Raw genomic sequence first — 14,333 nt, 5'->3', positions numbered from 1 at the left:
GCGTACAACATCATCCGCCTTCCCAAATTGATCGGATCGACGGGCGAAGTGTGTCTTGAGGGAGATCAATAAGCCGATATGGCCAGAAAACCCGCCTCAATCGGCCAAAATCCCACCGCACGACAGCCAGTCTGTAAAAAAATCAGACCCACAGCAAGCAACTGCGCCAACGCAGAGCGAATTTCAGCAGCCTGCTAGAAGAAAAAGACGACATTACCCCCTCCCTCGAGGCCGGCCATGGAAACGTGTGCCGGCCTCCTGTTTCTGCATGGCTGAGGTGATTTTCTGAGCATTGTTGCAGCGGGTGCGGGTGCCCACCTATAACTGGTCAATCATAGAGCGAGAAGAAAAGACAATGTCCGCTATCCGTAATTCAGTCCATACCGGTTTCCTTGGCCGCGCATTTGCTGCGCTCGGTGCCGCAAACGCCGTCAGCGCCGCTGTTGCAGCCGGCCGCCGCCCGCGTGCCCGCGATCTGAGGGAACTCGGCATCGACCCGGTCTCCTTTGGTCAGGTCATCCGCTAAGACCTTCAAGGCATGAATGCATGAAATAGCCCGCAACCGGTTGGTCGCGGGCTTTATTTTTGTCCAATGGGGATGCCGCAACGCTGGGCGTCGCGGCTTTAGTCTTGTTTATGCATGTCGTCATCCCGGAACCGCTGCACACTTCCGGGCGACGTGCATTGTAATCGTCAGGCGTGAAGCTCGTCTTGCTTGGCGGTGTGATCCTCTATCCGCTCGCGCTTGTTGTGGCGGATGGACGACCAGAGCGACAGGCCGATGAGGGCTGCGCCGCCGAGACCGGTGATCACCTCGGGGATGTGCACCAGGGTCTGCGCATACATGATCACCGCGAGGATCAGGATGGCATAGAAGGCGCCATGTTCGAGATAGCGGTATTCGGCAAGCGTTCCCTTCTCCACCAGCATGATCGTCATCGAACGCACGTACATGGCGCCGATGCCGAGGCCGATCGCAATGACGAAGAGGTTCTGCGTCAAAGCGAAGGCGCCGATAACGCCGTCGAAGGAGAAACTGGCATCCAGCACCTCCAGATAGATGAAGGCGCCGAGGCCGCCTTTGGCGGCAGCGCTCATCGTCTGCTGCGAGGCATCGAGCAGCCCGCCGACCACTTCGACCGCGAGGAAGGTGAGCAGGCCGTAGATGGCGCAATGGACGAAGACGGTGGCTTCCTCGCCGCCGATCAGCCAGGAGAAAACGAGCATCAGCGTCAGCACGAAAGCGATCTCGATGCCCTTGATGGTGGCCGAGCGGGCCATCATCCTTTCAAGGCTCGGAAGCCAGTGGATCTCCTTCTTGTGGTCGAAGAAGTAGTTGAGGCCGACCATCATCAGGAAGGTACCGCCGAAGGCTGCGATCGGCAGATGCGCGTCATTCATGATGCGGGCATATTCGGCAGGTTCGCGGGCGGCTAGCACCAGAGCATCCCAAGGGCCGATCTGTGCGGCGATCGCGACGATTGCCAGCGGGAAGACGATGCGCATGCCGAAGACGGCAATGATGATGCCCCAGGTCAGGAAGCGCTGCTGCCAGACCGGCGTCATCTCCTTCAGCTTATTGGCATTGACGATGGCATTGTCGAAGGACAGCGAGATCTCCAGCACCGCGAGCACCGTGCAGATGAAGAAGACGGTCGCCATGCCGCCGATCGTGCCGGTCGTCTGCCAGCCGAGCACGGCGCCGAGAACGAGGCCGAGGGCAGTGACGATGAAGGCCCAGCGGAAATAGCTGAGCGAGGATTTGTGGGTTACGGACTGGATCATGGCCGCACCTCGCGGCCGCAAATCCTGTTGAAAGGGGTGGCTATGTTGGAAAGAGGAGGCATGCCACCACGGGCATGCGGGTCAGGCATGGTGAGCTTGTTCATCGATGAAAAATCCGCCGGCTAAGCTGCAGGCGATACCGACATCACGAGAGCGCCGTTAAAAACTCTCGCCAGAGGGGCCCGGCACCAAAGTTCCCCGTCAGCCGATGTCTGGAAGGCTGCGGGATGGGCCCTAGGTAATGAACTTCCCCGGCCTGTCAAGGCCGGTGGCCGCATGGAGATCAGGTGTTTTTTTGGAACCATCCCGGTGCCCGACCGTTAGCCACTGGTTGAGCTTAAAAGAGGAGGCCGATGATGCACACTTCGACCCATGTCCCCGACAAACGCGCAGAGGCTGCCGACCGCATGAAGCGGGCAAAGCCAAATCGCATGCAGAAGGCGCAGGTGCTGCCGCCGCATCAGGTCGACCTGACACTGACACCCGGCGTCTATCACGACATTCACGTGCCGGCCCACGTTACCGGTGCAGATCTTTCCAAGGGTGGTCCCGACATCAAGAGCAATGCAGAGACCAAGAAATAACCAGCATTCCGGAAGGCTCTTTTGCGCACTGACGGCAGATTTGAAACAGGGTGAGAACAATATGACGATCAACTTTGTGCCCCGCGAGATCTTCATCCGGCACGAGAATGAATGGCAGGCCGTACGCGAGGCGGCGGACGAGCGCATCAATATCGGCAAACGGGAAAAGCCGCTGGCCGCGTCCGTCGGTGGCACGACACCGGTTGCAAAAAACGATCCTGCAGCCGCACCCTCCGAATGAGCAACAGACAATCACGCAGATACAGGCGCCCGGTATGATGCCGGGCGTCTCGTTTTCGACTGGTCCTCATCCCGATCGACATGCCGTGCGGAATTGGAGCCGAGCCGTTGTTTGAGCTTCCAGAAGGCGAAGAGCACGCAGGCGGCGGCCAGCGTCGTGAGAAGGCAGTCGGCCGATACGGGATTTGTTCGGCTTTTTCCCCTCAGGCGTTTCGATTCCCCCACCGGCTTCTCCGATGCCGGCCGGTGCCTAAATGTCATTTGAGGTAAAGATCGGCGAACAAGACATCATCCTGTCGCCGCGCCAACCTTTCAGAAAGGATTGGGCGGCGATAATCCCTGCCTCACGGGAATCGGACAGATGGCCAGGACAGCGACACGCGGCCGCCGCAAGGCGCCGGCGAGAGGAAAGAGCAAAGCGAGCAGCAGTGGCGGATTGCTGCCCTGGGCAGTGATCGGCATCGCCGCGATCGGCGGCATTGTCGCCCACGACCATTGGAAGAGCATTCAGCCGATGTTTGCAGGGCAATCGGCGTCGATGACGCGGGAAACGGCGGAGCCGAGACCTGCCGTCAGGAAGGACGTGTCGCCGAAGCAGGTGGCGCTTGCCACACCCTTGCCGAAAGCCGTACCGCCGGCGCCGCAATCGCAGCTGCTGCCGCCGGCGACGATCCCGACGCCGGTCATCCAGCCGGTCAAGGCGGTGCCGTCCCCGCTTACCCCTGCCAATCCGGAAACCGGGACGGTCGCGTTCGGTTATTGCGGGCAGGGCGCCCATATCAATTGCGTCGGCGATGGCGGCGTCTTCTGGTACAAGGGCGAGAAGATCGTGATCGCCGATATGGCAAGCCCTGTCGTCGACCAGGCGCGCTGCGATGGCGAACGCAGGGTCGCCTTTGCCGCCAAGTCGCGGCTGCTGGCGCTTCTGAACGCCGGTCCCTTCACCATGAATGCCGCGGGCAAAGCCGAGCCCTCAGGCGCGCCGCGCGTCGTCTCGCGCGACGGGCGCTCTTTCGGCGCGCAGCTGATCAATGAAGGGCTGGCGCGCAAGCCGGGCGCTGCCGGCGGCGCCTGGTGTGCCTGACGGCCAGAGCATTTCCGTTTTTCTTCGAATCACGGAATGCTGTGCCTCTTTGTTTTCACGCAATCTCGGGTTTTCACTCAATCCCGGACGTAAAATCGCCGCGCACTTTTGCTGGAACTGCTCTACTTTCCCTTTTTCACCAGTTTGCCGCCGGTGCGGAAGCTGCCGGCAAACGAGGAATCCTTGCTTTCGGCAGTGCATTCGATCGCGATCGGCTTGCCGGCATAGGGATTGCCGAAAGTGCAGAAGCCGGCGACCTTGACCTCCCCGGTCATCTTGTTGCCTACACCCGTGGTGACGAGGCTGAGCGGCAGGCGGGCATTACCGTTGGAAGCGGGCTTGATGCCGCTACCGTCGCCCTGGAACCCAAGCGCCTTGCCATCCGACGTGAAGATGAAGGTCACCACCCCATTGGCGAGGGTGACGCTGGCAAGTTCGTTCTTGCAGCCCTTGGTGGCATCGAACTTGGCGACAACAAGCTTGGCGCATTTGCCGGACAGCGTAATGACCCCCGGAGCCCCTGGAAACGTCTCTACAGGAGCTTGCGCGGCAGAAGCCGGCAGGGCCAGGGCGACGGAAAAAATGGCGGCGGCAACAAACGCGGATAACTTCATTTCGATCTCAAACCCCATGTCCTGGCGAGGCGAATCACACCTCTCAGCCTCGATTCGCCATGGCATGGCTCTGTGTCCGAATTTGGTTCCATTGTCCCCGCGGCACAAAGATACCATGGCCGCCGGGCCTGCCGGCGATCGATTGCAAGGTCAAGCAATGGGATTGGCGGCCGGACATCGAAAAAGGACCGATGTGACGCGACGATGGCAAGGCGCTCATCGAGCGCCTGCCGTCTTGGACGCACTTCTGGTCAAGGGGAATGGGCCCAGGCAGGGAAATCCAGGCCCATTCTTTCCCGATCGGAGGTCAGTCAGATCAGGAATTTGTAGCTGCCGGTTTACAGTGCCCCGCGTCTTTTAAGACGCACAGAGGACGCTGCAGCACTTTGAAGTGCTGCAGCCTTTTATTAGAACGCGCGCTGCAGGCGGAAGTAGCCCGAGGTTACGTCTTCAGCATTGTCCGGATCGAGGTACTGAACCGAAACCTTTGCCGAGAGGTTTTCAACGATCTGGTAGTCGATCGTTACGCCGGCCTTCCAGGCGCTGACGTCGTCGTTGAACTCGCCAGCAGTGACACCGTAGTTGTCGTAGTACTGAACAGCCGGGGTAATCTTCAGCTTGTCAGTCGCCTTGATGGCGTATTCGGCCGCGATCGCCCATTCAGCCTTGTTGTAATAGGCGTTCGGGTTCGTTGCGTAGACAACTGCGAGGCCGAGCGTGCCCGGACCGACAGCAACCGTACCCATAGCGCGGACGGCGCCTTCTTCGTTGTCGGTGTCGTAACCGGCAGTGATCTGGTAGCTGAATGCACCAGCCTTGCCGCCGAGACCGACTGCAACGCCGACGTTGTTGGCGGTTTCGCCATCATAGAACGGGCTGTCTTCCAGCTCGTCGACGCTGATGCCAGCGTAGAAAGCGTCGGTTTCGTACTGATAACGGATGGAGTTATGCAGCGTGACCGGCGAACCGATGTCGTCGGTTTCGCCTGAGAGGCCGTCATCCCACCAGCTGTAGAACAGACCGGCGCGGAAGCCGGCGATGTCGATATAAGCGGAGTCGAGCTGAGCCTTCTGAGCGGTTGCGTTGTCAGCATTGAACTGCATGACGATGACGCCGGTCAGCGGACCGTATTCGGTGTCGCTCTTGGCGGTGAACTGAACCTGGCCGCGCGTACGGGCGTCCCAATCCGAGTCGTTGGCAACGGAACCGCCGCCGCCGGCGCCGATCGAGCTGGCGTGCGGAGCAACGTCAACCTGGAAACGGATGTAGCCGTTGATCTTGAGGCAGGTTTCGGTGCCCGGGATGTAGAAGTAGCCGGTGCCGTAAGCGTCGCAGACGCGGACATATTCAACCGGTTCCGGTTCGGCAGCAACGATAGCGTCGGCAGCCTGAGCGCCGGATACTGCTGCAAGTGCAGCAGCGGAGCCGAGAAGAAGGCTCTTAATGTTCATGGAATAACCTCCAGTTCAGATGCAAGAGGATGAAGACCGTTGCCATCGGCAGTCCCTACGTATCTTCATCCCGTGTGACCGAAGCGGCACCCTTTAGCTTGGCGCCTGCCTCGCCGCGGAAATTACATAGGCGATGCTGCGCCGCAACGAGATTGTCGATCATGACAGTAGGCTCGGTCAGCTATGTTGCTGAAATAACACGCGTTTTGTCACAAACCCGTCATCTCTCCGTCACAAAACCGGACTTCCGGATGCTCGAGCAACGAGGGGCTGAATCCCAGCGAGTGATGTGCAATTGATGATCGTGTGAGCACGCCCTCATATGCGGCGCGTCATGACTGCCATCTGCACGGACCAGCCAAGGCCGACAACATGGTTTGCCGGGACAGGCCATGTCGATGTCGCCTCGAGAAGCGACGAAGGTCCGGCATCGGCAAAAATAAATGGGATGGAGACCGAGAAAATTCACCAAACAGCGGCTTGGCGAAATCCCTTGTGGGGCAAGGGGATCGGATGGTGGGCGTGACAGGGATTGAACCTGTGACCCCTACGATGTCAACGTAGTGCTCTCCCGCTGAGCTACACGCCCATCCGATGGCGGCGGATAGATCACAAAACCTTTGGAGCCGTCAATAGGCTTTTTGCAGTTTTGTGACGTGCCGCCCGGCAAGCCTTACGCGGCAAGCATCTTGTTGACCTCGTCGACGAGATCGCGCAGGTGGAAAGGCTTGGAAAGGACCTTGGCATCCTTCGGCGCCTTCGAATCAGGGTTCAGCGCCACCGCCGCAAAACCGGTGATGAACATCACCTTCAGGTCGGGGTCGAGTTCGGTGGCGCGGCGCGCCAACTCGATGCCGTCCATTTCCGGCATGACGATATCGGTCAACAGCAGCGAAAACGGCTCCTCGCGCAGCCGGTCGTAGGCGCTGGCGCCATTGTCATAGGAAAGGACCTTGTAACCGGCCTTTTCGAGCGCTTTCACCAGGAAGCGGCGCATGTCGTTGTCGTCTTCTGCGAGAAGTATCTTCTGAGTCATCAATCCAGACCGCTGATCAATAAGTTTTTGGTGGGCTGCCAAGCGTTTACACTAGTCTTCACCCGGTAAACAACCGGTGAATTGCCCGTGCCCGACCGCCATCCCTGCTACATAGTATGGACTTGAGGCCGGGCAACTGGCAACATGGGCAAAGCAGTCAGTTCATGACATGGTAAAGAGGGCCGAAAGTGCCGGAAATACGCGAATACGAGCTTTTTGAGGTTCATGAGCCCGTGTCGCAGACCATCCCTTTCGTCTACAACTCCCCCCATAGCGGCCGTATTTATCCACCGGAATTTATCGCGCAGTCCAGGCTCGAGGGTATCGCCATCCGTCGTTCCGAGGATCACTATGTCGACGAGCTGTTCGGCTCGGCCGTCGCACTCGGCGCACCGCTGCTGGCGGCCAACTTTCCGCGCGCCTTTCTCGACGTCAATCGCGAGCCCTACGAACTCGATCCGCGGATGTTCGACGGGCTGTTGCCACCCTATGCAAATGTCAATTCGCTCCGCGTCGCCGGCGGGCTCGGCACCATCCCGCGTATCGTCGCCGAGAACATGGAGATCTATGCGCGGCGCCTGCCGGTGCAGGAGGGGCTCGACCGGGTCGAAGCGGTCTACAAGCCCTATCATGCGGCGCTGCGCCGGCTGATCGCGCGGACGCATGTGCAGTTCGGTTTCGGCGTGCTGATCGACTGCCACTCGATGCCCGGCAATGTGCGCGTCGCCGGCAGCACCGCACGGCCCGACTTCATCATCGGCGATCGTTATGGCACCAGCGCTTCGGCCGAGCTTTCGCGCGCGGCCATCGCCATCCTCGAGGAAATGGGCTTTGCGGCGATCCGCAACAAGCCTTATGCCGGCGGCTTCATCACCGAACATTACGGCCGGCCTTCGCGCGGACTGCACGCGCTGCAGATCGAAGTGAACCGGGCGATCTATGTCGACGAGGCGACGCTGGAGAAACGCGCCGACTTCGCCGCGGTCGCTGAGGCAGTCACGGGTTTCATGCAGCAGATGGCAGATTATGTCGAGAAATTCGCCGGCGATCGGGCGCTGGCCGCCGAATAACCTCTGTCGATTATACCGACGTCTTTCCACTTGGTCTTCCCGGCCAAAAAAAACCGCGCTTGTAAGCGCGGCTAAGTCTAGGGAGGAAACACCCAAGGAGGGTATTTACAGTCAGAAGACTGTACAAACGACGCTACTATTGCATTGCACAAATGTCAAGCAATATATTGCGCTGCGACATCTTTGGGCAGTGGGCGCGTAATGGAAGCGATTGGAGGGTTCGTCGCAACCCTATCGAACTGCCTGCTGTGTTTGCATTCCCGCTGCTTTTCGTTATGAAAGCGTCACTCCCGCCAGCCAAACGGATCCCTCATGCTTCCTGACCGTTCGTTCTTCAACCGCCTGGCGGAAGCCGCCCGAGCCGAGACGCTGCCGCGCTTCCGCTCCGGTCTCGATGTCACGAACAAGCTTTCCTCCGGTTTCGATCCGGTGACGGAGGGCGACCGGGCGGCCGAACTCGCCATCCGGGCGCTGATCGAGGAGAATTTCCCCGGCCACGGCATTCTCGGCGAGGAACACGGCAATGTCGGGCTCGACCGCGAATATGTCTGGGTGATCGATCCGATCGACGGCACGCGTGCCTTCATCTCGGGCGTGCCGGTATGGGGAACCCTTATCGGCCTGCAGAAAGAGGGGCGGGCGATCATGGGCATGATCGAACAGCCGTTTACCGGCGAACGTTATTTCGCCGACCAGAACGGCTCGCTCTATACCGGGCCGGAGGGGGAGCGGCGGCTGGCGACCCGCCAGTGCGACACGCTTTCGAACGCCATCCTGTTCACCACCTCACCGCATCTCTTTAACGGCGAGGAGATGGAGAAATACCGCGAGATCGAGGGTCAGGTCCGGCTCTTCCGCTACGGCTGCGACTGCTATGCCTATGCGCTGCTTGCCGCCGGCCATATCGATCTCGTCATCGAAAACAGCCTGAAGCCCTATGACGTCGGCGGCATCATTCCCGTCATCGAGGGGGCGGGCGGCATCATCACCACCTGGGACGGCGGACGGCCGGAAAACGGCGGCTCGATCATCGCCGCCGGCAGCCGGGCGGTCTACGAGCAGGCGATCGCCGTCCTGCAGCGCTAATCCCAAGCTCGGTCGTGCCGATCGGGTGTCAGGTTCCGAGGGCGGCGACGTCCTGGTTTTCTTCGGCATCGCTGCCGGGAATGAAGGCGTGGAAGGCGGCAAGGGCTGCCGCGCGGTAGGTATCCCGTTCCTGGAAGATCTCGTGGCGGGCGCCGTTGATCGGCACCAGTTGACCGGCGCGGAAATAACGCGATAGCCGCTCCTGCGCCGTGTAGGGCACGACACCGTCACGGGTCGGGGCGATGACGATGGTCGGGATGGTGATCGAGAAGAGATGGTTGGGTGAGGTCACCCGGTCCATGGTGCGAAAAGCCTCGATCAACCAGCGGGCCGTCGGCGGCCCGAGCGTCAGCTCCGGATGGGCTTTCATCATCGCGACATTGCGCTCGAAACGGTGTTCGTCCGAGGTCAGCGGATTGTCGCGGAAATCCGGCTCCTTCAGTTTCGACGTCAGCGGCAGGAAGCCGAGGCCGAGGGCGGTCAACGTGCCGGCTAGCGTTCGGATAACGCGCGGTGATGCCGACTGGCCGGTCAGGCCGATGAAGGGCGCCGACAGCACCATGCGATCGATACGGGTGGTAAGATAGGGGGCGGCCGAGAGCGCGATCAGCCCGCCTGTGGAATGGGCGAGCAGGTAGAAGGGCAGGCGTGTATCCGGCAGCACCACCTTTTCGAGGAAGGTGTCCAGATCGCGCTCGTAATCGACGAAGCGGCGGATGTGGCCGTGATTGCGGCGCTTCAGCAGCCGCGGCGAACCGCCTTGGCCGCGCATGTCGAAGGTAGCGACCCAGAGGCCTTTGGCCGTCAGGTCGCGGATCGTCTCGAAATATTTTTCGATATATTCGTTGCGGCCATGCAGGATGACGACAGTGCCCTTGGCGACCTGGGCGGCGGAACGGAAAACGGCATAACGCAGCCGGTGGCCGTCATGGGTTTCGAAGAACCCCTCCGTGCGGTTTTCCGGGGCGGGATTGTCGGGCGTCGAATAGAGAACCTGATCCATGACTTTGCCAATGCGCCGCTGCTGACTGCTTCGTCTTCAGGGATAACGCATGGCATCCGGCTTGGAAAGCGTTGGGGCCGCCAAGCCGCGGCCCGAAAAGGGCCGGCAGGAGCATGAGGTGCTCACAGCCGGCCGAGTTTGAGGCTGAAGAAGAAGGGACGATGCACTTCAGCCGCCGGGACCAGATTCACCCGACGTTGCGATCTCTAGGCTCATGCGCCTGAATGCGCTCCGAACCGGCCGTTCATGCGCGGTTCACGGGCCGATCGAGGCGAATCCGAAAGGGTCTTGAACTCGTCAAATCCCATCACCATCTCCTCTTTGCGGGTGCCGAAGAGGGCCCGCGCAACCGTCCCGAGGCCGCCAAAGATGGGGTTTCAGGGGCATTTCATCGCAACACGTCGCTTCCACAGGAGGACATCATGCGTCACGTAGACTTCTCTCCCCTTTATCGCTCCACCGTCGGTTTCGACCGGCTGTTCACCATGCTCGACAGCCTTGCCCAGCCGGAGCAGGCCCAGACCTATCCGCCCTATAATATCGAGCGCACCGGTGAAAACACCTATCGCATAACCATGGCCGTTGCCGGTTTCGACGAGACCGAACTTTCGATCGAGGCCCATGCCCATGTGCTGTCGGTGAAAGGCGAAAAGAACGAGGAACCTGCCGAAAGCGGCGAATTCCTCTACCGCGGCATTGCCAAGCGCGCCTTCGAGCGGCGCTTCCAGCTTGCCGACCATGTTGAGGTGACGGCCGCTTCGCTGAAGAACGGGTTGCTGCACATCGACCTTCTGCGCAACATTCCCGAGGCCATGAAGCCCCGCAAGATTGCGATCGCCGCAGAACCGATCGAGGCTCCGAAGGCCATCGAAGCGCAGATTATCAACGGCTGATTGTTTCCCCTTCGGGTAAAAGAGACGGCGCTCTCATCGGGGCGCCGTTTTTATTATGGCATTGCGGTTCAAGCCGGGCTCGCGGCTTCGTCTATTTCCTTTTCCGTCGCCCGGCGGGCTGCGGCGGCCGCGTATTTCTGAGCGATAACGGCGCAGACCATCAACTGGATCTGGTGGAAGAGCATCAGCGGCAACACGATCGCGCCGATCGACTGGCCGGCGAAGATGACGTTGGCCATCGGCACGCCGCTTGCGAGACTTTTCTTCGAGCCGCAAAAAGTGATGGTGATCTGGTCGGGCCTGTTGAAGCCCAGGCCGCGGCTGCCGAACATCGTCAAAACGAGGACAATTGCCAGCAGAACCATGTCGGCAACGATGACGACCGCGATATCGGCGATCGAGAAGGTATGCCACAGCCCCTCGACGACAGCTGTGCTGAAGGCGAGATAGACGACCATCAGGATCGAGCCGCGGTCGACCGGCATCAGGATCTTTTTCTTGGCGCGGATCCAGTCGCCGATCCAAGGCTGCAGGATCTGGCCGACAATGAAGGGGGCAAGCAGCTGCAGCAGGATCTGCTGCAGGGCGTCGAAGGAGAAGCCGCCATGGCCGCCGACCGAAAACAGCAGGCCGACGAGCAGCGGTGTCAGAAACATGCCGAAGATGTTGGATGCCGAGGCCGAGCAGATGGCGGCAGGCACGTTACCGCCGGCCATCGAGGTGAAGGCGATCGACGACTGTACGGTCGACGGCAGCACGCAGAGGAAGAGGATGCCGAGATAAAGCGGCTGCGGCAGGATGGTGTCGGGAATCAATCCGAGCGCCAGGCCAAGCAGCGGGAAGATGCCGAAGGTGGTCAGCAGGATGACGAGGTGCAGTCGCCAATGCAGCAGGCCGGCAATGACGACATCGCGCGAGAGGCGGGCGCCATGCAGGAAGAACAGCAGCGCGATGGCAAGATCGGTGGCGATGCCGAAATAACCCGCGAATGTGCCGTGTGCCGGAAGCAGCGAGGCGAGGATGACGGTGCAGACCAGCAGGATGGTGAATGTATCGGGCAGAAAGCGGCGCATGGCGATCTCGCGGCATGATAAAACAGTCATTGCTTTCTCGTCCATTGTGATCCAGGATGCAAGGAATAACAGTTATCGAGAAACTGGATATTCATGCTCGACCTTTCGCAATTGCGCAGTTTCGTCGCTGTCGAACAGATGGGCAGTTTCACGCTCGCCGCAGACAGGTTGGGCCTCGGGCAGTCGACGGTCAGCCAACATATCCAGCGGCTCGAGGCTGCGCTTGGGCGCAAGCTGCTCGTCCGTGACACACATAAGGTGATGCTGACCGGCGATGGCGAGGCGCTATTGTCGCACGCGCGCGCGATGCTTTCGATCGCGGGGCAGGTGCAGTCGCTGTTTCAGAGCAACAGCCTGCGCGGCAGCCTGCGGCTCGGGGTGTCGGAGGATTTCGTCACCAGCCAGTTGCCGGCGGTGCTGGAGGATTTCGTTCGTTCGCATCCGTCGGTCGACCTGGAACTGACGGTCGCACTATCAGGCGTCCTCTACGAGATGCAGGACAATGGCGAGATCGACCTGGTGCTCGCCAAGCGCCGGCTCGGCGATGCCCGCGGAAAGCTCGTCTATCGCGAGCCGCTCGTCTGGCTGGCGCGTGATCCGGAGCGTGTGCTGGCCTCCGGCCCTTTGCCGCTGATCGCCTTTCCGCCGCCGAGCGTCACACGGGTAATCGCCTTGGAGGCGCTGGCGCGAAACGGCGTCGCCTGGCGGATCGTCTGCACCTGCGGGAGTCTCAGCGGATTGACGGCGGCGGCGCGGGCCGGGATGGGCGTGCTGGTGCAGCCGCGCAGCATGGTGCCCTCGGGCCTGAAAGAGATCGCTGCGGGTAAACTCCCGGTGCTGGAGGATGTGGAATTCGTGCTGGTGCCGCGCAAAGGGGCGGATCAGGCGCTGGTCTCGGCGCTGTCGGACGATATTCTGCAAAAGGTGAGGGGGCTGAGGTCGGGGTGAGGCACTGCCGTTTCGGCGGTCGATCAGGCGGCCAGGCACTTGAGGAAACCATCCACGTCCGCTTCCGTCGTCGCGAAGCTGGTGACCAGGCGGATCAGGGTTTCACTTTCGGAAACGAGCTCGGGCGTTGCCGCTGGGGTCGGCCATTCGTAGAATTTCGCGCCCTTTTCCTCGGCGGTTTTTGCCGCATGTTTGCTGACGACGGCAAAGACTTCGTTGGACGCGGTCGGCCAGGCGAGGCGCGCGGCGTTGCTTATGGCAATGCCGGCGCGCAGTCGATCGGCCATGCCGTTCGAGTGGCGGGCGAGATCGAGCCAGAGGCCATTTTCGAAATAGGCATCGAACTGAGCGGCGATGAAACGCGACTTGGAGAAAAGCTGGGCGGCGCGCTTGCGGATGAACGGCATTTCCCCGGCTTGATCCGGATTGAAAAAGACGATCGCTTCCGCGCACCAGCAGCCGTTTTTGGTGCCGCCGAAGGACAGCATGTCGACGCCGCGTTTCCAGGTCATTTCGGCAGGCGTAGCGCCGAGCGCGACCAGCGCGTTGGCGAAGCGGGCGCCATCCATGTGGAGCGGCAGGCTGCGCTTTCTGGCGATGGCGGCGATCTCGCCGATCTCCGGCAGGGAATAGACGGTGCCGATCTCGGTTGTCTGGGTGATGGTCACTGCGCTGGCGCGGCCTTGACGGACGGCATCTTCTGGAAAGCCTGCGATTTTGGCGACGAGCTTCGCTGGGTCGATCTTGCCGGCTTCGCCGTCGACGGCAACGAGGCGGGCGGAGTCGGAGAAGAATTCCGGAGCCCCGCATTCATCCTCGATCACATGAGCCTGCGAATGGCAGAAGGTGATGCCGCCGGGGCGCTGGACGCTTGCCAGCGACAGGGAGTTGGCGGCCGTGCCGGTGGCGACGAAGAAGACCGAAACGTCGCGCTCGAAGATCTCGGAAAAGCGGGCCGCGACCTTCTTGTCGAGATCGCCGGCGCCGTAGGCGGCGGCAAAACCGGTCGATTCCATCAGCAATCGTTCGGCAATGGATCGATGGGCGCCGGCCCAATTATCGGAAGCAAAGAACATGAGGGGAAACCGTTGGAAGGGAAAGCTTGGCAAGTCGCAGCGGAGATTACGCCAAAGCTTCACGGGATCAAGGTTGCCGCTCGCGACACATCACAGAAATCGAACTACGCAATCAATAAAAAGAATAATCACGAATATTGTAATTTTATGTCGCGACGACCATTTCTCGGGCAATCTTCCGTCGCAAATTGATGTTTTTTAGCGGCGCGCTCTTGCGGAGCGAAGTGCTTTCTGGCATAGAGCTGATGAATTAGGACAGTGTTGCTGTCCTATTTTGGCCTTCACGGCCGAGGAGGCGCTGAAAACCCTGGAACAGATGGGTTTTCACGCTATAGTTCTTCCGAGCGTCAAGCCTCAAGGGCGGCGCGCGGAGGCGAATGGCAGGCGCGG

The 14,333-nt window shown here is 60.6% G+C and carries 15 protein-coding genes and 1 tRNA gene; 8 read left to right on the top strand and 8 right to left on the bottom strand.

Going from position 1 to position 14,333, the window contains the following annotated elements; all coding sequences use genetic code 11:
• The first annotated feature begins 355 nt into the window (after window positions 1-355).
• Complete coding sequence (locus HJB84_RS17100; protein WP_221116434.1) at window positions 356-526, top strand: hypothetical protein; 171 nt, start codon at window positions 356-358, stop codon at window positions 524-526.
• Between the two features lie 167 nt (window positions 527-693).
• Here the strand turns inward: HJB84_RS17100 and HJB84_RS17095 are convergent, their stop codons facing one another.
• Window positions 694-1,785 carry a DUF475 domain-containing protein gene (locus HJB84_RS17095; RefSeq protein ID WP_221116433.1) on the bottom strand — a complete coding sequence of 364 codons (1,092 nt, stop codon included), beginning with the start codon at window positions 1,783-1,785 and terminating at the stop codon, window positions 694-696.
• A 353-nt stretch (window positions 1,786-2,138) separates the two neighbouring features.
• Between HJB84_RS17095 and HJB84_RS17090 the strand changes: the two genes are divergently transcribed.
• From HJB84_RS17090 to HJB84_RS17080, 3 genes are all read left to right on the top strand, one after another.
• Window positions 2,139-2,369, top strand: coding sequence for a hypothetical protein (locus tag HJB84_RS17090; protein ID WP_221116432.1), 231 nt, complete (start codon window positions 2,139-2,141; stop codon window positions 2,367-2,369).
• A gap of 61 nt (window positions 2,370-2,430) precedes the next feature.
• Window positions 2,431-2,610: a hypothetical protein gene (locus HJB84_RS17085; protein WP_221116431.1), complete on the top strand. Its 180-nt coding sequence runs from the start codon at window positions 2,431-2,433 to the stop codon at window positions 2,608-2,610.
• A 360-nt stretch (window positions 2,611-2,970) separates the two neighbouring features.
• Window positions 2,971-3,693 carry a hypothetical protein gene (locus HJB84_RS17080; RefSeq protein ID WP_207581774.1) on the top strand — a complete coding sequence of 241 codons (723 nt, stop codon included), beginning with the start codon at window positions 2,971-2,973 and terminating at the stop codon, window positions 3,691-3,693.
• Window positions 3,694-3,815: 122 nt separating this feature from the next.
• Here HJB84_RS17080 and HJB84_RS17075 read toward each other — a convergent pair whose 3' ends face one another.
• From HJB84_RS17075 to cpdR1, 4 genes are all read right to left on the bottom strand, one after another.
• Window positions 3,816-4,325, bottom strand: coding sequence for a hypothetical protein (locus HJB84_RS17075; RefSeq protein WP_207584375.1), 510 nt, complete (start codon window positions 4,323-4,325; stop codon window positions 3,816-3,818).
• Window positions 4,326-4,714: 389 nt separating this feature from the next.
• On the bottom strand, window positions 4,715-5,758 hold the full coding sequence (locus HJB84_RS17070; protein WP_207581773.1) for a porin: 1,044 nt from the start codon (window positions 5,756-5,758) through the stop codon (window positions 4,715-4,717).
• Window positions 5,759-6,272: 514 nt separating this feature from the next.
• Window positions 6,273-6,347, bottom strand: a tRNA-Val gene (locus HJB84_RS17065).
• A gap of 84 nt (window positions 6,348-6,431) precedes the next feature.
• Window positions 6,432-6,794 carry a response regulator CpdR1 gene (gene cpdR1, locus HJB84_RS17060; protein WP_003542883.1) on the bottom strand — a complete coding sequence of 121 codons (363 nt, stop codon included), beginning with the start codon at window positions 6,792-6,794 and terminating at the stop codon, window positions 6,432-6,434.
• A 188-nt stretch (window positions 6,795-6,982) separates the two neighbouring features.
• Between cpdR1 and HJB84_RS17055 the strand changes: the two genes are divergently transcribed.
• Both HJB84_RS17055 and hisN read left to right on the top strand, forming a co-directional pair.
• Entirely contained in the window at window positions 6,983-7,864 is an 882-nt protein-coding gene (locus tag HJB84_RS17055) for an N-formylglutamate amidohydrolase (protein WP_221116430.1), read from the top strand.
• Between the two features lie 312 nt (window positions 7,865-8,176).
• On the top strand, window positions 8,177-8,950 hold the full coding sequence (gene hisN / locus HJB84_RS17050; protein WP_207581771.1) for a histidinol-phosphatase: 774 nt from the start codon (window positions 8,177-8,179) through the stop codon (window positions 8,948-8,950).
• Between the two features lie 28 nt (window positions 8,951-8,978).
• Here hisN and HJB84_RS17045 read toward each other — a convergent pair whose 3' ends face one another.
• On the bottom strand, window positions 8,979-9,953 hold the full coding sequence (locus tag HJB84_RS17045; protein ID WP_207581770.1) for an alpha/beta fold hydrolase: 975 nt from the start codon (window positions 9,951-9,953) through the stop codon (window positions 8,979-8,981).
• 422 nt (window positions 9,954-10,375) lie between these two features.
• Between HJB84_RS17045 and HJB84_RS17040 the strand changes: the two genes are divergently transcribed.
• Window positions 10,376-10,846, top strand: a complete 471-nt coding sequence (locus HJB84_RS17040; protein WP_207581769.1) for an Hsp20 family protein — start codon at window positions 10,376-10,378, stop codon at window positions 10,844-10,846.
• Between the two features lie 68 nt (window positions 10,847-10,914).
• Here the strand turns inward: HJB84_RS17040 and HJB84_RS17035 are convergent, their stop codons facing one another.
• On the bottom strand, window positions 10,915-11,964 hold the full coding sequence (locus HJB84_RS17035; RefSeq protein WP_207581768.1) for a bile acid:sodium symporter family protein: 1,050 nt from the start codon (window positions 11,962-11,964) through the stop codon (window positions 10,915-10,917).
• A gap of 48 nt (window positions 11,965-12,012) precedes the next feature.
• On the opposite strand from HJB84_RS17035, the gene HJB84_RS17030 reads away from it, so the two are divergent.
• On the top strand, window positions 12,013-12,867 hold the full coding sequence (locus HJB84_RS17030; protein ID WP_221116429.1) for a LysR family transcriptional regulator: 855 nt from the start codon (window positions 12,013-12,015) through the stop codon (window positions 12,865-12,867).
• A 23-nt stretch (window positions 12,868-12,890) separates the two neighbouring features.
• Here the strand turns inward: HJB84_RS17030 and HJB84_RS17025 are convergent, their stop codons facing one another.
• Window positions 12,891-13,943, bottom strand: a complete 1,053-nt coding sequence (locus HJB84_RS17025) for a low specificity L-threonine aldolase (protein ID WP_221116428.1) — start codon at window positions 13,941-13,943, stop codon at window positions 12,891-12,893.
• Window positions 13,944-14,333 lie beyond the last annotated feature (390 nt).

The organism is Rhizobium sp. NZLR1b (assembly GCF_019685155.1).
Taxonomy (GTDB): Bacteria; Pseudomonadota; Alphaproteobacteria; order Rhizobiales; family Rhizobiaceae; genus Rhizobium.
The sequence above is the reverse complement of the archived record's forward strand: the minus strand, read 5'-3'. Positions and strand labels throughout refer to the sequence as shown.